The organism is Dialister sp. UBA1703, assembly GCA_002320515.1.
GTDB lineage: Bacteria > Bacillota > Negativicutes > Veillonellales > Dialisteraceae > Dialister.
In genome coordinates, this window is sequence record DCJJ01000071.1 from 1 (window position 1) to 17,211 (window position 17,211).

The 17,211-nt window shown below is 49.2% G+C and carries 18 protein-coding genes; 15 read left to right on the forward strand and 3 right to left on the reverse strand.

Translation table 11 applies throughout. The annotated features are described in order from the left end of the window. The 4 genes from B2Y11_RS03225 to B2Y11_RS08730 form a co-directional block, all read left to right on the forward strand. Positions 1-401: transposase (locus B2Y11_RS03225; RefSeq protein WP_291056140.1), on the forward strand; the 401-nt coding region annotated here is incomplete at its 5' end. Between the two features lie 332 nt (positions 402-733). Beyond that, complete coding sequence (locus B2Y11_RS03230; protein WP_291056142.1) at positions 734-1,291, forward strand: hypothetical protein; 558 nt, start codon at positions 734-736, stop codon at positions 1,289-1,291. Between the two features lie 244 nt (positions 1,292-1,535). Then, positions 1,536-2,954: a DNA/RNA helicase domain-containing protein gene (locus B2Y11_RS08725; protein WP_349676011.1), complete on the forward strand. Its 1,419-nt coding sequence runs from the start codon at positions 1,536-1,538 to the stop codon at positions 2,952-2,954. A 57-nt stretch (positions 2,955-3,011) separates the two neighbouring features. Then, positions 3,012-3,485, forward strand: coding sequence for a DNA/RNA helicase domain-containing protein (locus tag B2Y11_RS08730; protein ID WP_349676012.1), 474 nt, complete (start codon positions 3,012-3,014; stop codon positions 3,483-3,485). A 284-nt stretch (positions 3,486-3,769) separates the two neighbouring features. Here B2Y11_RS08730 and B2Y11_RS03240 read toward each other — a convergent pair whose 3' ends face one another. Both B2Y11_RS03240 and B2Y11_RS03245 read right to left on the reverse strand, forming a co-directional pair. Next, positions 3,770-4,489 (reverse strand): hypothetical protein, encoded by a 720-nt coding sequence (locus tag B2Y11_RS03240; RefSeq protein WP_291056144.1) that lies wholly within the window; start codon positions 4,487-4,489, stop codon positions 3,770-3,772. Positions 4,490-4,499: 10 nt separating this feature from the next. Further along, positions 4,500-4,961, reverse strand: a complete 462-nt coding sequence (locus B2Y11_RS03245; RefSeq protein WP_291056147.1) for a hypothetical protein — start codon at positions 4,959-4,961, stop codon at positions 4,500-4,502. Positions 4,962-5,720: 759 nt separating this feature from the next. On the opposite strand from B2Y11_RS03245, the gene B2Y11_RS03250 reads away from it, so the two are divergent. The 8 genes from B2Y11_RS03250 (at position 5,721) to B2Y11_RS03285 (ending at position 12,745) form a co-directional block, all read left to right on the forward strand. After that, a complete protein-coding gene (locus B2Y11_RS03250) occupies positions 5,721-5,963 on the forward strand; it encodes a hypothetical protein (RefSeq protein ID WP_291056151.1) in 243 nt (80 codons plus the stop codon). Between the two features lie 4 nt (positions 5,964-5,967). Next, positions 5,968-6,180: a hypothetical protein gene (locus B2Y11_RS03255; protein WP_291056154.1), complete on the forward strand. Its 213-nt coding sequence runs from the start codon at positions 5,968-5,970 to the stop codon at positions 6,178-6,180. 73 nt (positions 6,181-6,253) lie between these two features. Further along, positions 6,254-8,020, forward strand: a complete 1,767-nt coding sequence (locus B2Y11_RS03260; protein WP_291056157.1) for an AAA family ATPase — start codon at positions 6,254-6,256, stop codon at positions 8,018-8,020. A 253-nt stretch (positions 8,021-8,273) separates the two neighbouring features. Then, positions 8,274-8,519 (forward strand): DUF2442 domain-containing protein, encoded by a 246-nt coding sequence (locus tag B2Y11_RS03265; RefSeq protein WP_291056160.1) that lies wholly within the window; start codon positions 8,274-8,276, stop codon positions 8,517-8,519. A 205-nt stretch (positions 8,520-8,724) separates the two neighbouring features. After that, positions 8,725-9,297 carry a hypothetical protein gene (locus tag B2Y11_RS03270; protein WP_291056163.1) on the forward strand — a complete coding sequence of 191 codons (573 nt, stop codon included), beginning with the start codon at positions 8,725-8,727 and terminating at the stop codon, positions 9,295-9,297. A 601-nt stretch (positions 9,298-9,898) separates the two neighbouring features. After that, positions 9,899-10,273, forward strand: coding sequence for a hypothetical protein (locus tag B2Y11_RS03275; RefSeq protein WP_291056166.1), 375 nt, complete (start codon positions 9,899-9,901; stop codon positions 10,271-10,273). Positions 10,274-10,295: 22 nt separating this feature from the next. Further along, positions 10,296-11,129: a DegV family protein gene (locus B2Y11_RS03280; protein WP_291056168.1), complete on the forward strand. Its 834-nt coding sequence runs from the start codon at positions 10,296-10,298 to the stop codon at positions 11,127-11,129. 14 nt (positions 11,130-11,143) lie between these two features. Next, positions 11,144-12,745, forward strand: coding sequence for a DAK2 domain-containing protein (locus B2Y11_RS03285; protein ID WP_291056170.1), 1,602 nt, complete (start codon positions 11,144-11,146; stop codon positions 12,743-12,745). A gap of 383 nt (positions 12,746-13,128) precedes the next feature. Here the strand turns inward: B2Y11_RS03285 and B2Y11_RS03290 are convergent, their stop codons facing one another. Beyond that, the gene (locus B2Y11_RS03290; RefSeq protein ID WP_291056172.1) at positions 13,129-13,491 is read right to left on the reverse strand and encodes a hypothetical protein; all 363 of its coding nucleotides are present in this window, start codon (positions 13,489-13,491) and stop codon (positions 13,129-13,131) included. An 889-nt stretch (positions 13,492-14,380) separates the two neighbouring features. On the opposite strand from B2Y11_RS03290, the gene cobI reads away from it, so the two are divergent. The 3 genes from cobI to cobO are packed head-to-tail and all read left to right on the forward strand — an operon-like array spanning position 14,381 to position 17,066. Further along, positions 14,381-15,091: a precorrin-2 C(20)-methyltransferase gene (gene cobI / locus B2Y11_RS03295; RefSeq protein WP_291056175.1), complete on the forward strand. Its 711-nt coding sequence runs from the start codon at positions 14,381-14,383 to the stop codon at positions 15,089-15,091. Beyond that, positions 15,092-16,459 (forward strand): cobyrinate a,c-diamide synthase, encoded by a 1,368-nt coding sequence (locus tag B2Y11_RS03300; RefSeq protein WP_291056178.1) that lies wholly within the window; start codon positions 15,092-15,094, stop codon positions 16,457-16,459. A 52-nt stretch (positions 16,460-16,511) separates the two neighbouring features. Continuing rightward, positions 16,512-17,066 (forward strand): cob(I)yrinic acid a,c-diamide adenosyltransferase, encoded by a 555-nt coding sequence (cobO, locus tag B2Y11_RS03305; protein ID WP_291056181.1) that lies wholly within the window; start codon positions 16,512-16,514, stop codon positions 17,064-17,066. The last annotated feature ends 145 nt before the right edge of the window (positions 17,067-17,211 follow it).

Consider the following 17,211-nt stretch of genomic DNA (forward strand, 5'->3'; position numbering starts at 1 on the left):
CGAACCATAAGGCATTCCATCTTAAATACAGAAAGCCAATACAGGGAAATAAATACGGAAGAGAAGAAGAAATCTACCAGTGTGAAGACTGCACGGGATGTCCCTATGCCGAGAAATGCAAAAGAGGCAAAGGCAATCGTACGGTTCGCATAAACAAGGAACTGACAGCTATGCACGAGGAAGTTCTGGAGAATCTGGAAAGCATCAGAGGCGCCTTTTTGAGGATGAACCGATCCATCCAGTCAGAAGGGACCTTTGGAATCGTAAAAAATGACCACGACTACAAGCGCATTCAACGTCGGAGCATGAAAAGAGTGAAACTGGAGATTTATTTGATTGCCATTGGCCAAAACCTAAATAAATACTACCATAAGCGGACACGACAACAAGAAATTGCATAAATGGAAATAGTCGCGTCTTGTGGGGGCAAGGGGGGAGTATAACCATTTTTCCCTCTTCATTGGAATGCAACCATAATGAAATGCATAAAAATGAGGCTGTGAAAAAATGATTGAACATTTTTTCACAGCCCCAAGTTAGTATGGTAGCATTTGCTAGACCTGCCAGAGGCAGGAGCCAGTACAATACCCCGGAGGGGTTATTAGCAAACCTCTATTTGAAATGGGGGTTGCTGACTTTTCTGCAACATGGCTGAAAATCGTTGTAAGTAATAATAGCAAGGTATAAAATAAAAGTAAGACGTTAAGATTTTCAAAAAAAGGAGTAAAACACAATGAAAAGATTAAAAAAAGCACTGATTATCATGACTGCCGCATTTGGAATCTTTACAGGAGTTATGGGCGCAAACGCAGCTGACGAAACCATTACGGTAAGTAATCCGGATGAACCGGCGATCATTACCAAAGTAAAGAATATAAAAGGACAGAACCCGTTTATCAAACTGGATGACCGCAACTTCCTCAATGCTGCAAGCTACCAGAAAATCAAGACCGATTTGAAAGACAAGGATGGAAATACTATCCAGGTAAAAGACAAATACCTGATTGAAATATTCCACATTCTTACCAAAGATGAAGCTGCTAAACTTGCAGAATATATCAAGAATGACAAAATCAAAAATGCAGGAGCAGTACTAACCGGGTATTTCGTAGTTACAGACATAGAAGGCAAGGTATCCGCAACACCTGTATACATGAAGTTTGAAGAAGGCTCTGAGGATGTAGGATACAAAGACATGAAAGGTACTTACCAGCTTAGGAATCCAAAGGCCGATCCTAATATGAGCAAAGCATTTGCAGAAATCAATAAATACTTTGCAACCGCCAAATAAAGAAAACGAAACTGATAAAATACCAAACGAAACCAGATAGATTTAGAGCGAAGCTGATTGATTTGAAGGAAAGAGATAGTGCGGGAAAGTCTTGTTAGAGAAAGCCAATCAAATCTGGCCCACAAAATTGTTAACTTTTAAACGGCTAGTAATTTGTTCGAAAAATATTTTTGTATAAGATATATACAAGTTTTTATTTATGAACTCAGGGAAAACTGGATGCAGGAAGAAGGATAAAAGCTAAATGATGGATAAAAACGAAGAAATGAAGCAATTTTGTTATGCAGATAGTGTTCTTGCCTTTAAACAAATCAGCGAAAAAAAGTGGCTGAATTTGATGACTAAAAATTTTAAGGTTGTGTATCCGAAGTTTAAATTAACAAAGGATCAGTGTACTGCTTGGAGAGATTGTTTCCGCGTCATGCAAATGGCTTTGGCTAATACATCCCATCCTAAAAATACCACTATAATTTTTGAATATAAATTACCTTATGAGGGAGGGCGTCGTCCAGATGTTATTCTGCTTAGCTCGTCGAAGATATATCTTTTAGAGTTTAAGATGTCAGATCATTTTGTAAAGCCAGACCTTGATCAACTTTTGGCATATCAGAGAGATTTATCAGAATATCATTTAGAATCAAGAGGAAAAAATATTTATCTAATATTAGTATATACTGGTGCTAATTGTGCAAAGGATATCAATAATAAAAAGGTAAACGATAAACTGAATATATATCAAATTTGTAATAAGGCATGCATCTGTTCACCTAAAAACTTAAAAATCGAGTGTTCAGATACAAAACCAATAGATTGGAAGAGATGGGTAAAATCAAAATACGAACCTCTCCCGAGTATTCTTGAAGCAGTTTGCCAGTATGCGAAGAATGAACCATTGCCAGAAATACGGACAGCAAATAGTGCAGGTATAGGTAAAGCATTTAAAATCATTAAAGACAATGTTAAATATGCAAAAGATAATCATAAGTTTGTAGTATGTTTTGTATCAGGAGTACCAGGTTCTGGAAAGACACGACTGGGATTGAGATTAGTTTATGAAGAGGCAGAAAAAACTAAGGATAGAGCTATGTATATGTCTGGTAATGCAGCGCTCGTTGAAGTTCTTCAATACACGCTTGCTCAAAATAAAAAGGATATAAAAAAGGATAGCGAAGCACTGATAAAAGAACTTTTTAACGTAATAAATCAAGATAGTATTGACATGAATGTATTGGTATTTGATGAGGGACAAAGGGCTTGGATTACTGATGATGGTAAAATCAATCAGCCTTTAACAATCATGAATAAAATGGAAAAGGGACTCGATTGGGGATTTTTATTAGTTCTATATGGTGATAAACAGAATATTAGAGATAAAGAAAAAGCTTCGATTGATAATTGGGCAAAGAATTTGCAACCCAGTTGGGAAGTTGTTTGCCCGGATAATTTTGCTAAATATTTTCCAAGAAATGCTATTCATCATACATATGAACAATTAAATTTGACCGTTTGTCTGAGAAGTCACACAGCTAAAGATATAAGCGAGCTTGTTAATTTAATCATAGCCGGTGATAAAGAAGGAGCAAAAAAAGTTAGGAAAAACATTGATGATAGTTTCCCACTATACATAACCCATAATAGAAATATAGCGATAAGATATTGCTGAGGCCGATATAAAAATGACCGTAGAAAATACTACGGATTTCTCACTAGCTCCTTACAAATGGGCAAAAATTGGAATGAAGAAGGGTATTGTGAAGGAGAAGTAAAATACCGTCAAATTGCGAATAATCGATTAAACGCACGTAAAACGGTAAATAGACAAGATGAATGTGGCAAATGGTATACTAATAATAATACTGCTGGGCAATCTCATTCTATTGGAGACTTTAGTAGAGACTTTCGTTCGGTGGCTAATGAATTTGCCTGCCAGGGACTTGAATTGGATATGCCAGTTGTCTGTTGGAGGCATGATATGGTATGGAAGGAAGGGAAGTGGAATTTTTTATTGAAAAATCCATTCCGAAATTCATTGAGATCAAATGCTTATCGTATTTTGCTTACCCGCGGTCGAGATGGGTTGATAATTTATATTCCGGATACTGATAGGCTTCAGGAGACATATAATCTTTTCAAGGATATTGGCTTTGAAGAACTGGATTTACTAGAACAGGAAACTACAACCAAATGTAGTTAAAGATTGTGTAATATAATTAATGCTTTCTAACTTGCGATGTATAAGTAACCTAGTAAATCATGGGAATCTTGAAGACTGTGCCCATCCTTTCCATCCAGCCCCGCGACTATCCGACCGATGACAAGGGGGACAGATAAACAGCCCGCACAAAAAACAGCCGTAAAAGCGATTCCCGCTCCTACGGCTGTTTCTATTCTTCTTTTAATCCCAGAGGTCTCTATAGTATTTTCCAAAAAGGTCCAGGCCTTTCTGCATTTTTTCTTCGTACTCTTTTTCTGCTTTAGTCACATCATGCGGCACATCAGGGACATGGAAGCGGATGGCGCTCCATTCCCCGGGGTTCGGATCTTCTGCTGCCGTGGTGACGGGAAGGCCCTCTTTTTCCCGCTTCCTGCATTCATCATCGAGCCGGTTTTCCATGGGGCTGTCGCGGTATCCCTGCCGGATCTGTTCAAAAGACCAGAGCATGGCTGATACGTTTTTTTCCAGCCTTCTACACCCTCAGTCACGTCGATGCAGCCGGTGAGGTCCAGGGCGAGGAAGCGGCTGAGCCCCGCGCAGATGAGGGGCGTAAATAATGTTACCAGACCGGCTGCTTCACTTTCGGAGATGAAGGGCTCTTTCCTTGCTTTCGCCAGCATCCGTTTTCTTGGCGGCTTTTCTCCCTTTTTCCTGTGGACCAGGGACGGGGGGATTTTATTTGTATGAAGGTCTCTGTAATATTTGGCAAAAAGGCGGATGCCTTTTTTTACTTTATTCTCATACGCACACGTTTCATCTGCTAAATTTTCCGGCCAGGCGGGAAAATTGTTTGTCAGTTCCATCAGTTTACTGTGCGGGTCCATTACAAATTTATCGGCAGGAATGTGCTCGAGTTTCAGGGTAAGGAACCGGCGGAGGCCGGCGCAGAGGATGGGGGAGAAGAAATCGTCCAGGTTCCGGGCGTCCCTTTCGGACACATAGGGATGATTTCTTTTATATTCCGGTTTTCGTATTCTTTTCACAGGCGGCTCCTTAGTCATGCAGGGCTAAAAAATATTGGGCGTATAAATTAAGGCCTTTCTGTATTTTCTGCCGGTATGCTTCATATGCATGCAGGACTGAAGGTGGAATGTCAGGCGTATTGAATACCATTTCGGTGCCCCTTGGATTTTCCGGCAATGGCTTTTCGGAGTAGAGGGGTACGCCCTTTTCTTCCAGCTTACCGGCTTCCCTGTTAAACCAGACGGCGTAGGGGTCATCGGGAAAGTCCAGCCTGATTTCTTCAAAGGAATAGAGCATGGCTCTTAAAATATTCTTCCATTCCTCATGGTCTTCCATAGGGGCGGAGCTGGTTTCGTCCATGGTGTCCAGCAGCTTCCGGATGCCGGCGCAGTTATGGGCGGCCAGCTTCCCATAGAGGTTCCACATATCACAGCCCGACATTTTGGGCTCTCTCAAGATGCGGGAGAGCTGTTTTTTTCTCTTATGTATCATAGTGCCTCCTTTCGGCTTTCCTTATCCCGGCATGGGCGGTATCTCTTACATTGTGGATATGTGTCATCTCCTTTCAGCCCTTCTTTCCGGCGGGGTTCTATTATAAACGATGAAATCAGATTTTCTGTATTTCTATCCGTTTCCTGTGAAAAAGAAAGGGTAATAAAGGAACTATGAACCTTGGCTGCGTCGGAGGTTTTACAGGCGGGAAAGAATTTTTGCTATAAAAATGTTATATATTGACAAAACCTTAAAGCAGTATCTGTCATTTTGACGGATGCTGCTTTTTAAATTTACCGCAGTTTTGACTGTGGAGATGTGAATGTATGCGAAAGAACATAAGTTCATAATTAAACGTTGATTAACACAGCGGACTCAAATTCCGTAATCGTGAAAATATATATCATAAAAATAACTAGTCAATAAATAATAGATCATATGTATCCATGTGAAATTTAACTCTTTAAATTCTATTGAAATTAACAAATGGATTCATAAAATTCACCTTTGTACCTGGTACAGGTTTTTTCAAGTACGTCAGGATTACCGTTTCTTTCATAAGGATGCCAAAGGCAAAAGGAGAGGGTTCGGCGTTGAAACGCCGACCTTAAAAGATATTCATTAAATTTAGAAGTTTTGAATAGAAGAAGGAGATGACAGAAATGAAAAGGAGTTCATGGAATAAAGAATAGACAGTGACTACAGTAAATAGATTTTAGAAGGCTGAAAATTCCAATTTAGAAAAGAAAAGGGAAAAATATGACAAAGAAAATAGATAAAAACAAAATCAATCTGGATCCCGGCTTCTCAGAGGGTGACCGGCGAAAGGTGGTGCTTTTTGAGCACGTGCCGAAGTCGCTGCAGTGGGAGCTCTATCTCTCCGGCCGTCTGGGTGAGCGTGACAGCTATCTTCTGGGGCTGGTGAATTCGAAGGTGAAGGCCTGCCTGGATTACGAGGCGGGGCTCATGGACAGTGACCGGCTAATGGAGGCTGACGGATAGGGATATGGACGATAAAAATGATCTGGAATTAAGGGCGCGATTCAGCCATATGACGGATTCAGAGCTTTTTGAACTATACCGCTCTCCCGGGGTGACTGACCATGAGAGGGAAATCATGGCCGAAGTGAGTCCTTTTATCCGGGGCGTCCTGGAATGTGACCGGGCCGCAGGCAAACGGCTGGAACAGATTTACATCATGCATCTCAGCAGGGGTTAATGAGCCCCGCAGGCAGCGGGGAGAGGAGATCTCCCCGGGCCTGTCTATTTCTACATATATAAAGGAGACTGTCATGGATACAAAAGATAAGAAGAACAAAGATTTCACTTACGCAAAATTCAACGCCGATGCGCCGTACCGACTCTTGAAGGACCGGTTCCCCGAGGATATGGCCGGTGACCTGGCGGATCTGGTCAAAGAGGAAATCGTAGGGCAGGATGAGGCAGTGAAGCAGATCTGCTCCTTCCTTGTCATCCAGCTCTGCAAGCTGAACTACAACCGCAGGCATAAGGGAGACAGCTTCTTCCAGGAAGTGCCGCTGAAGAGCCTGATGATCACCGGCCCTTCCGGCTGCGGCAAGACGGCCACGGTGGAATGCATCTGCCGGAATATGGAAATTCCCGTAAGCCGCATCGATGCCTCCTCCAAGGTGCCCACCGGATTTAAGGGGCAGAGCTGGCTGACCGTCATTTCCGATGCTATCAGCCAGATGCAGTCCGTCTACCCCGATGAGCCAGTGGACAGGCTGGTGGAACAGTTCAATATGGGCTCCGTAGTCATTCTCGATGAATTTGACAAGGCTATCGAGCCGGTAAAGGGGGCCGACATCAGCAACTATCATACCCTGAGCCAGGGATCTCTCCTGAAACTGCTGGAGGGCGGCACCTATAGCACAGAGGAGCTGGGCATTACCTGCGAATGCCATCCCACCATCACCACGAAGAACACCATCTTTGTGCTGGCCGGTTCCTTTTCCGCTCTCGATGATGCGGTAAGGAAAGGCATGGGCAAGGAAATCCGGATGGCCCGGGACAAGGAACTCGCTGCCCTGGATGCCAGACTGGCGGATTTTTCGGCAGGCAGGGAAAACGAGCGGGCGGCGCAGGAAAAGAAATGCTTGGAACTCAGAAACCGGATTCTGAAGGCGGAGTCCGGTATCGCCGCCTGCCGCCTGGAGGCGGACAAGGCCCTCATGGGAGACAGGGACCGGCTGGCGGAACTGGAAAACCGGGCGGGCCTCATCCACTGCGAGCTGGTGGACCGGAGCCGGCTTCTCACCGATCTGGGCCGCGAGGGTGGAGAGACAAGACCCATCGGCTTCACCTGCGTAGACAGCATGGCCGGCCCTGAACCGGAAAGGGAGAGAGATACAAGGGGAAGGGTGGAAAAGGAACACCGCCTCTGCCAAAGCAGGGGAAGGGAACTGGATGAGCTCCAGACTTCCATCGATACCCTGAGACTTCAGATCAGCGCCAAAGAAGGGGTGTACAGAAAGAGACTGGAAAAGCTGGTCCTTGAAAGGGATGAGCTGAATCTTGCCCTCTCCAGAGCCACCACGCTCCAGAACGACAGGGCGGAAGAAGAAGCTGCTCTTCTGGCACAGCGGAGCCGTCTGGCAGCCTCCTACGCCGCCCGCCTGCAGGAGGTGGAAAAGCCGGGTAATCACAGGGTGCCCGACATGGAAACCCTTATCTGCTACTATGAGCTCATTCCTGAAATCGCAGGACGCATGGCGGATCTGGTGGTGATGAAGCTCCTCGGGGAAAAGGCCCTTGCGGAAATCGCTAAACGCAGCAGCGGTACGGACCTCGGCCGGCTGAGCACCTTCTTCTGCGAACAGGGCATCTTCCTGGTTATTGCCGATAAGGCCCGCCTGGCCATGGTCAAGGCTGCCATGAAGAAGGGACTGGGCGCCAGAGGCCTTGTCTCCGTACTCAGTCAGGTCATCTATCCCAGCTATCCCCTCATGCAGGCCAAAACCCCCTGCCGGGTATACATCAATGAAGACTGCATCACTAAAGGCACCGCGCCTGTCATCTGCAGTATCTATCCACAGTAGCCCGAAGGCTTCGCGAATTCCAAGAAAAGGAGGTGAGACAAATGATTTCATTTATCGTAGGCTACATTCTGGGAGTCATCCTCTGGCCCGTATTCGTCCTGCTGGGTCTGGGGTACCTCCTCTCCTGCATCTTCAATTTCATCTGCAGTCTTTTCTAGACCGACAGACCCGCCCGCCCAGCCCGCTCCCGAGGGAGCGGGAGTGACGGCGGCGCAGGCCTTATCTGCAATTAAAGTATAAAAGGAGGCACATCATGAAACTGGAGCACATAGAAATCGTTTCGGACAAAGAAATCAAACTGTTTTATGAAAACGGGGAAATCCGCCTGCTGGACCTATCCCCCTGGTTCAAGGGAGACTTCATGGGAGAACTTAGGAATCCGGACTATTTCAGAAAAGCCAAAATCTTCCCTCTTACGGAAGACACCATCTGCTGGCCCCGCGGCCAGGACATCGCTCCCCATGAAGTTTATGAAATGAGCAGAAAGGTAAGCACCTGACAGTCTGTTTTCCATCGCGCCGGTGGCGCTTTCCTGGATGAAAGGAGGCTTTTATGATTTATATTACCGGCGACTGTAATGGAGAATTCGGAAAAATCCGGCGTTTCTGCATGGAAATGGGAACCGCCAGGGAGGATATCATGATCATACTGGGAGACGCCGGAATCAATATTTCCAATGGCCTCCGTGACCTTCGAGAAAGCAGATGCTGTCACAGATTCCCATTACCCTCTTCTGCATCCACGGCAACCATGAAATGCGGCCTACCCGGGTAGTGCAGGTAGATGAGTGGGGCGGCAGGACGACCAAAAAGGCTTACCGCCTGAAAGACTGGCACGGCGGCAGGGTGTACGTGGAGTCTGCCTTTCCATCCATTCTTTTTGCCAGGGACGGGGAGGTCTATGATCTGGACGGCATAGAAACCCTGGTCATCGGCGGCGCCTACAGCCCTGATAAACCTATGCGCCTCGCCCGGGGCTGGCCCTGGTTTCCCGACGAACAGCCGGATGGCAGGATCCGTAAACGGGTGGAGAAAGCCATAGAAAAAAGGCAGGGAAAAGTGGATGCCCTGCTAACCCACACCATCCCTGCCCGTTACATTCCCCATCTCCACCTCCGTCCCTGGCCCGGCGTGGACCAGTCCACAGAATACTGGCTGGACAGGGTGGAGGACTCCCTGCAGTACAAGAAATGGTACGCCGGTCATTTCCACGTGGATGTGACCATAGGAAAACTGGAAATCATGATGGACCACGTGGAGCCTTTTATAGGGAAATAGGGGAGGAGGTTATCAGTCTTCCTCCCGCCTCCCTTTTGCTCTCTGTCGTGCAGTACCAGTGACACAAGAAGGAAGAACGTAGCGTAGGCTCCTTTCTCAGAAAGGAGCTGGGCGGAGCCCTGAGGATAGGCCTTTCTCCAGCAAAGGCGGCTATTCACAAATGAGTCATTCAGGCCCTTTCAGGGCCTCGGATTTTCTACGAAAATCCGCTATCCTTCGTCGCCTGCGGCGACACCTCCGGCCGGGCATTAAGGTGTTCGCTTAGTGTGCAGGCTATGCTCACATATTAGCCCGGCTCAGAAGCCCTCTGCAGGGCTTCTGCCTTCCAAAGGAAGGGGGCTAAAAACTGCGGCATCAGCCGCCTCCACAACCCTCAGCCGCGAAGCGGCTGTCAAACTTAAGAACCCTCCGGCCCAGCGGGCCGGTCAGACTTAAGAACCTTTTCCCTCATGCCCCGCAGTCGGGAAGATAACATATAGGGGATATTTTAAGCTCTCACCATACTTATATTTCATCAATTTCATATAAAAACTTGACCAAAACTCTTCAGGGCGATATAGTTAAATACAGTGGACAATTATGTAAATTTACAGGAGATATTATGTTTAACTTGCCGGATAAATATGTAGAAGTTGATGGATTCAGGATTCCTGCGGACAAGGCGGATGAGTACAAGCGTATCCGCGACCGCATGATTAAAGAGGCGGAGAAGTTTTTCGGAACTTTCTGCGAAGTGGTGAAGCGGGAGAAGCTGGTGGATCTTCTGGGGGAAGGCATTGTAGGCTATTCTTCCACAGGGGAGATGCTGGCCCGGATTTCTCTGGATCCTTTCGAATTGTCTGCCATGAATGTGGCTTTGCAGCGTAAGAAGATCAGGGAGTACATGCTGGCTACGAACGGGTATGATGATGATGACTATAAGCAGCTTTTGAAAGAGTTTGACGAACGGAAAGCGCATCGTAAAGCAAAAAAATAATAACAGGAAGGACTGTTAGCCAATGATTCAGCTAGTAGTAGACAGTACGGCGGCTCTGCCGAAGGATTTCCTGGCAGACCATGCCAATATCCATGTGATTCCTCTTTTCATTTCCATAAAGGGGGAGTATGTGCCGGAAAACGAGGCCACCATTGAGCAGGTGATCGAGTATTCCGAGAGCACGAAGAAGGCGGTTTCTACCAGCCAGCCCAGCACCGGCGATTTTCTCAAGATGTTCGAATCTATTCCTGCAGAGGATCCGATCATTGTGATCTGCCTGACTTCCGGCGTAAGCGGTACCTACAATGGTGCCGTTCTTGCTGCGCGCCAGTCCGGCAGGAAGAATATTTCCGTAATCAATTCCCGCACCACCGCCGTGGGCATGATGGAAATCGTGGAGGATGCGCTGGAGTTTATCGATAAGGGCCTTTCCTTTGAGGAAGTGGGCGAAAAGCTTCTGGAGTCCGCATCCCTTCTCCGGACTACTTTTACCGTGCCTACCCTTGATTATTTACGGCGGGGCGGCCGCGTGGGGAAAGCGTCCGGTCTGATCGGAAGCATCCTGAAGATCAAGCCGGTGATTTACCTGAATGACAATAATGAGGTGGATGTGCTGGCCAAGGTACGGACGGAAAAGAAGGCAGCTGCTGCCATGATCGATTATCTTCATAAAAATTCGCCCTGCAAACGCATCGGCATCGTCCATATCGAAAACGAAGAGGGCGGCAGGGCGCTGCAGGCCAGAGTCCAGGAGGAATATCCGGACGTGGATGTTACTCTTACCACCGGTACACCCGTTTTGGCATCTTATCTGGGACCGGGGCTTACGGGGATTATCTTTGAAAGTGCCAAATGATGGGGGAAATGAACATGTATAATACAATAGATGGGATCTGTTTCAAAAACATGCTGACGGGAGCGTACCAGCTCTTCCAGCAGAAATATGAAATTATCAACCAGCTGAATGTATTTCCTGTGCCCGATGGGGATACGGGAAATAATATGCTGAATACGCTTCGCTCCATGTACAGCATGATTGCAGAGGAAAAGGCGGAGCAGCCGGTGGGCATCCTGGCCGAGAAGGCCGCTGCCGGCGCTATTATGGGGGCCAGAGGAAATTCCGGCGTCATCCTGTCCCAGATCATCCACGGCATCAGCCGGGGACTTCACGGCAAGAAGACCGCATCCTGCGGACAGATGAGCAAGGCTTTCCAGTACGGCATCCTCTATGCCTACCGGGCTGTCACCAAGCCGGTGGAAGGCACCATCCTTTCCGTAGCCCGGGGCATCGCTAAGGGCACCAGGGAAGTGATTCGCACGGAAACCGATTTCAGCAAGATTCTGGAAGAATCCATCCGCTGCGGCAATGAAGCCCTGGCGAAAACACCGGAACAGCTGCAGATTCTGAAGGACGCCAATGTGGTAGACGCCGGTGGGCAGGGCCTTATTTTCTTCCTCATGGGCTGTCTCAACGGCCTCACCGGCAAGGTGGAGGAAGTGAAGGTGGACGTGAAGCCCGTCATCAGCCGTCTGGAAGCAAAGGGCGAATCCTTCTCCATCGAATATCCCTACTGCACCGAATTCATCATCAGCCCCTGCAAGGTTAAGGCCAAGGAAGTGAGGAAGAAACTGTCCTCCTGGGGTGAATCCATGATCGTGGCGGAAGGGGACAACCTGGTAAAGGTCCACATCCACGCCCAGCGTCCGGGCCACGTGCTCGACATGGCTGCCGACTGGGGCACTCTCCACGACATCAAGTGCGACAACATGGTGGACCAGTTCCATAAAAATAAAGAAAAACAGCAGAAAATGGTGAAAAAGCCTCTGGGCATCCTCACCGTAGTGTCCGGCGACGGCTGGACCGAGCTTTTCAAAAAACTGGGCGCCGACGTCGTATCGGGCGGCCAGTCCATGAACCCTTCCGTGCAGGAATTAAGCAGCGGCATGGACAACGGGCAGTATGAAAAGTACATCATTCTCCCCAATAACAAGAACATCATCCTGGCAGCCCAGCAGCTCCAGAAAATGCTGGGTGAAAAGGTACACATAGTTCCCTCCACCAACCCCATGGAAGGGCTGGCGGCAGCCATGGCCTTCTCCGAAGACCAGAGCCTGGAAAACAACCTCTCTGCCATGAATGAAAGAATGGGGGACATCACCACCGCCATGATTACCACCGCTGTGAGAGACAGCATCGTAGGTAATGCGGTGATCCACAAGGACGACTTCATGGGTATCATGAAGAACCATGAAGTGATTGCGGAAAAAGACTTCACCAAGTGCTTCACCGACGTCCTTTCCCGTATCATTACGGAAGATTTGGAAATCGTCACCGTCTACTCCGGTAAAGACCTCTCCGAAGAGGACTGCCTGAAGGAAATCGACATGGTGGAAAAACTCTACCCCGATGTAACCTTCGAAACCTACCAGGGAGGACAGCCCCTCTATCCCATGTTCATTTCTGCGGAATAATAAAAAAACGCCCTTCGGGGCGTTTTTTTATGTAAGGCTCCTTTCTCAGAAAAGAGCTGCCCGACAGGGCTGAATAGGCCTTTCTCCAGCAAAGGCAACGCCGACCGGTATTTATCACCGGATGTGTCAAATGTGCCGCATACTGAGATTCTTCGCCTGCGNNACGGCGGGAAGGCAAGTCCCGTAATGCTGACTTTATAATTCATAGCCGCCGCAGGCGGCTATCCACAACCCTCGGCGTCGAAGCCGCCGTCAAACCTGAGAACTCGACCACCAAAGACCGGTCAAACTTAAGAACCTTTCTTCACAACCCTCTGAACCCGGGCTGCTTAGCGGCCCGAATGATTCATCAAAAAAAACGCCCTGCAGTCAGGGCGTTTTTTTTATTTTCCTTCTTTTGTTTCCGCGCCGTCAGCGGGGCTGGGATAGAAGTACATAATGCGGTCGGGCTGGAAGTTTTCGCTTACGAGCCTTTTGGCCAGAATGGGGGACATGGCCTGTTCGAAATCCACGATTTCCAGAGGCGAAAGGATGGTGTCCTCCACCAGTACGATAATCACCGGAGCTACTTCCGGCGCATTTTCCGGCACTTCGCTTCTGTCCAGCGGAATGCTGAAGATGAGTCTCAAGGTGGCTACATATTCTTCCTTGTAATTGAAAACGGTACTCCGATAGGTGTTTTCCCAAAGGGTACGCATGAGATTCATGTGGTATAAATCCTGGTTCTGCTGCTGTTCTTCTGCCATTTTAACCTCCTGGAGAGCGTCTGCTCTATAGTGATGCTTTTATTGTATCGCATAACAGGGAAGATGGAAAGGGGGCCTTATGGATACGCTCTTTCGGCGTGAGGAGTCAGAGGTGTTGCCTGGCTTCTGCCATTCAGAAGAATGGGCCTGCCGTTGCGCGGCAGAGGGGCATATGGCCGCTGACGCGGCGGGGGCGAAGGCCTTGGTGGGCGTCATTAAAATAATAAAGGGGCGCCATTATGATAAAACCAGGGAGCCGCCCTGGCGGGCGATGGAAAAGCGGCACCCCCTTTGGTGGCTCCGCCACCACCTTCCCCCCAGCTTCGCTGGTGGGACTGTGGGTGCTCAGCATTGTGCTACATACCTCTACAGGAAAACATAGAGAGGTTCTATTCTTCCCCCTGAATAGGGTGGCAAGTGAGACGCTTTCCCGTGGATGCACAGCGAACACATTTTGAAGGAGCGATAGCGACGCGCAAAATGTAGTGAGTCGTTTCGCCTTTTGGGGGGGAGTCCGGCGCAGCCGGATAGGGGGTGGCCAATTCATCAGAATGTTCGGCGCGATTTATGCAGCAGAAATCTCATCCCTAACGCTGACTTTATAATATAATCATTGCCGCGCAGCGGCAATCTTTCCCCTCTGAACCCTCTGAACCCTCTGAACCCTTTCTTGCCCCTTGAAACACAACCCTTTTACACAACCTGCGCCGACAGGCACGCCCCCTTTTTATATTACGGCTGTGCCGCCACCAAAGCCCTCGGGTCCCAGGCCCGTCAGCCTTTTCTTCTTTGACGCTCAATGGGCGCTAAAGAAGAACCTTTTGCGCCCATAGGGCGCAGATGGTACAATATAAAAGTACGATTCATATTTTATGAGGAGGTATTACATATGAATAAGGGAAAATTATATGGCATCGGTGTGGGACCGGGAGATTCCAAGCTGCTCACCGTGAAGGCTGTGGAAGCTATCCAATCGGCGGATATGATTATTACACCGAAAACGGAAAAGAAGGAAGGGTCTGTGGCCTTTAATATTGCCAAGCCCTATATTTCCGACAAGACGGCGATTCTCCCCATGGTGTTCCAGATGAATACGGACATGGCTGCTGTGGAGAAGCAGTGGGAGGAGAACCGCAAAATCATTGCGGAGAAGCTGGATGAAGGGAAGAATCTGGTGTTCCTTACCCTGGGGGATCCCATGCTGTACAGCACTTACATGTATATTTTCAATGAGTTCAAGGATTCTCCGGACTATGAGGTGGAAACCATCCCCGGCATTCCGGCGTTCCTTGGCATTGCGTCCTATATCGGCCTGCCGGTGACGGAGTGGGAGGAGAATGTGCTTATCATTCCCGCCACTGCGGATCATGAGAAGTTTGACAAGGCCCTTTCGGCTTCGGACAATGCGGTGATTATGAAGGTGTACAAGAGCTTTGCCTTTGTGCAGGAGGAGCTCCGTAAGCATCACATGATCAAGCGGTCCGTCATGGTTTCCCGCGCGGGCCTTCCCGATGAAAAGGTGATCCGGGACATTGACAGCCTGCCGGCGGATTACAAGCCCAATTATCTCAGCACCATTATTGCCAAGAGAGACAAGTAAATGGCAGGCCTCATCCGTCCCCGGGTGGTCATTGCGGGGACAAACAGCGGCGTGGGGAAGACCACCATTGTGACAGGGCTCCTTGCGTATTTCCACTCCAAAGGGCTGAAGGTGCAGCCTTTCAAGGTGGGGCCGGACTATATTGACCCCGGTTTCCATGAAAAGGCAGCAGGCAGTCCTTCCTACAATCTGGATACATGGATGACGCCGGCGGAGCATCTGGCGTCCAATTTCTCCTATCTTTCCAGAAATGCGGATATTTCCATTATCGAAGGGGTCATGGGGCTCTATGACGGCGGCGCCAATGGAGTGAGCTCCACCGCCGACATTGCCAAGAAGCTCCATGCGCCGGTGATTCTGGTGCTGGACTGCAAGTCCGTGGGCTACAGCATTGCCGCCACGGCCCTGGGATTTCGGGAATACGACAAAGATACGCCTATTGCCGGGGTGATTTTAAACCGGCTGGGGTCCGACCGCCACGAGGCCATGGTGCGGGATGTGATGGAGAAAATCCATATTCCCGTCATCGGCGCCTATCACCGGGACAATGATCTCAAGACGCCGGAGCGCCATCTGGGCCTGACGCCGGTTACGGAAATCGAAACGGCGGATCTTATCCGCCACATGGGTGAGGATGCCGGCCGGTGGGTGGACACGGAAAAGCTTCTGTCCATCGCCAGAGGCGCAGCGCCCCTTGATGTGCCGGAGGAGAAGGAAGAAATCAGAAAGACCCGGGTCCGTATCGGCGTGGCCAGGGATGAAGCCTTTTCCTTCTACTATCCCGCCAGCCTCCACGCTTTGGAGAAAATGGGGGCGGAGCTCGTGGATTTCAGCCCTTTAAGGGACAGCCGTCTTCCCGATGTGGACGGCCTTATCTTCGGCGGCGGATTTCCTGAAATGTTCCTCCATGAGCTGGAAAATAATGTTTCCATGAAGGAGGCCATCCACCGGGCTAAAGACGCAGGCATGCCCATTTACGCCGAATGCGGCGGCCTCATGTACCTCTGCGAAAAAATCCGGGGCTTTGACGGCGATGCCTATGACATGGCGGGCCTGGTGCCAGGGGTGTGCGTCATGCAGAAAAAGTTGCAGCGCGTAGGCTATGTCACCGGCAGGGCTCTCCGCAGGAGCATCATCGCCGATGAGGGGGATATCCTGAAGGGCCACGAATTCCATTTCTCCCTTCTGGACTGCGGAGACGATTTCCCCTGGGCCTACGACCTGAAGGGCACCCGTCAGAAGGAAGGCCATCTGGAAGGCTTTGCTGAAGGCAATGTACTGGCCAGCTACCTCCACCTGTCCTTCGAAGGCAACCCGAAGGCGGCGGAAAAATTCATGGCTTCCTGCGAAGCCTTTCACAACAGGTAAAAACAAGCCCGGCGCGCAAAACCGGGCTTGATTCATATCCGAAGGAGATATTATGGAAGAAAAAGGACTTGTGCTTATCAATACGGGAACAGGCAAAGGGAAAACCACTGCCGCCCTCGGAACCGCCATCCGCGCCTGGGGCGACGGCCAGAAGGTGCTCATCCTCCAGTTTATCAAGGGCGCCTGGAAATACGGGGAACTGAAGGCCATCGAAACCCTGGGAAAGGCGGATGGCTGCATCGAAATCCGCCCCATGGGCGACGGTTTCGTGTTCCACAACAAAAAGGACCCGGACAACGAAAAGAGACTGGCGGAAAAGAAAGAACTGGCCCGCAAAGCCTGGCAGATGGTAAAGGATGAAGTGATGGGTGGGAAATGGGACCTGGTGGTGCTGGATGAAATCAACTACGCCATCCACTTCGGCATGCTGGACACAGAAGAAGTGGCAGACCTTATCAAAGAAAGACCACCAAAGCTCAATATGATCCTCACCGGCCGCTACGCGCCAAAGGAACTCATCGACCTGGCGGACACTGTCACCGAAATGACCATGGTAAAGCACGCCTTCCAGAAAGGCATCCGGGCAAGAAGAGGGATAGAGTTCTGAGGGACACGCCTTCGGCGTGAGGTTTGACGGCCCTCGGGGCCGAAGCTTTACGGGGCTCTCGCTCCGAGGGTTCTATAGTTTGACAGCGGCTTCGCCGCTGAGGGTGGTGGTGGGCGTGCAGCCGCGGAGCGGCTGGGATCGAAGA

Excerpts from the sequence above, each read along its gene's own strand:
- B2Y11_RS03270 (WP_291056163.1), top strand. The coding sequence starts at position 8,725 with ATGCTGTCACAGATTCCCATTACCCTCTTCTGCATCCACGGCAACCAT.
- B2Y11_RS08730 (WP_349676012.1), top strand. The coding sequence starts at position 3,012 with ATGGGCAAAAATTGGAATGAAGAAGGGTATTGTGAAGGAGAAGTAAAA.
- cobI (WP_291056175.1), top strand. The coding sequence starts at position 14,381 with ATGAATAAGGGAAAATTATATGGCATCGGTGTGGGACCGGGAGATTCC.
- B2Y11_RS03255 (WP_291056154.1), top strand. The coding sequence starts at position 5,968 with ATGGACGATAAAAATGATCTGGAATTAAGGGCGCGATTCAGCCATATG.
- B2Y11_RS03300 (WP_291056178.1), top strand. The coding sequence starts at position 15,092 with ATGGCAGGCCTCATCCGTCCCCGGGTGGTCATTGCGGGGACAAACAGC.
- B2Y11_RS03250 (WP_291056151.1), top strand. The coding sequence starts at position 5,721 with ATGACAAAGAAAATAGATAAAAACAAAATCAATCTGGATCCCGGCTTC.
- B2Y11_RS03260 (WP_291056157.1), top strand. The coding sequence starts at position 6,254 with ATGGATACAAAAGATAAGAAGAACAAAGATTTCACTTACGCAAAATTC.
- B2Y11_RS08725 (WP_349676011.1), top strand. The coding sequence starts at position 1,536 with ATGATGGATAAAAACGAAGAAATGAAGCAATTTTGTTATGCAGATAGT.
- B2Y11_RS03230 (WP_291056142.1), top strand. The coding sequence starts at position 734 with ATGAAAAGATTAAAAAAAGCACTGATTATCATGACTGCCGCATTTGGA.
- B2Y11_RS03265 (WP_291056160.1), top strand. The coding sequence starts at position 8,274 with ATGAAACTGGAGCACATAGAAATCGTTTCGGACAAAGAAATCAAACTG.
- B2Y11_RS03285 (WP_291056170.1), top strand. The coding sequence starts at position 11,144 with ATGTATAATACAATAGATGGGATCTGTTTCAAAAACATGCTGACGGGA.
- B2Y11_RS03245 (WP_291056147.1), bottom strand. The coding sequence starts at position 4,961 with ATGATACATAAGAGAAAAAAACAGCTCTCCCGCATCTTGAGAGAGCCC.
- B2Y11_RS03275 (WP_291056166.1), top strand. The coding sequence starts at position 9,899 with ATGTTTAACTTGCCGGATAAATATGTAGAAGTTGATGGATTCAGGATT.
- B2Y11_RS03280 (WP_291056168.1), top strand. The coding sequence starts at position 10,296 with ATGATTCAGCTAGTAGTAGACAGTACGGCGGCTCTGCCGAAGGATTTC.
- cobO (WP_291056181.1), top strand. The coding sequence starts at position 16,512 with ATGGAAGAAAAAGGACTTGTGCTTATCAATACGGGAACAGGCAAAGGG.
- B2Y11_RS03290 (WP_291056172.1), bottom strand. The coding sequence starts at position 13,491 with ATGGCAGAAGAACAGCAGCAGAACCAGGATTTATACCACATGAATCTC.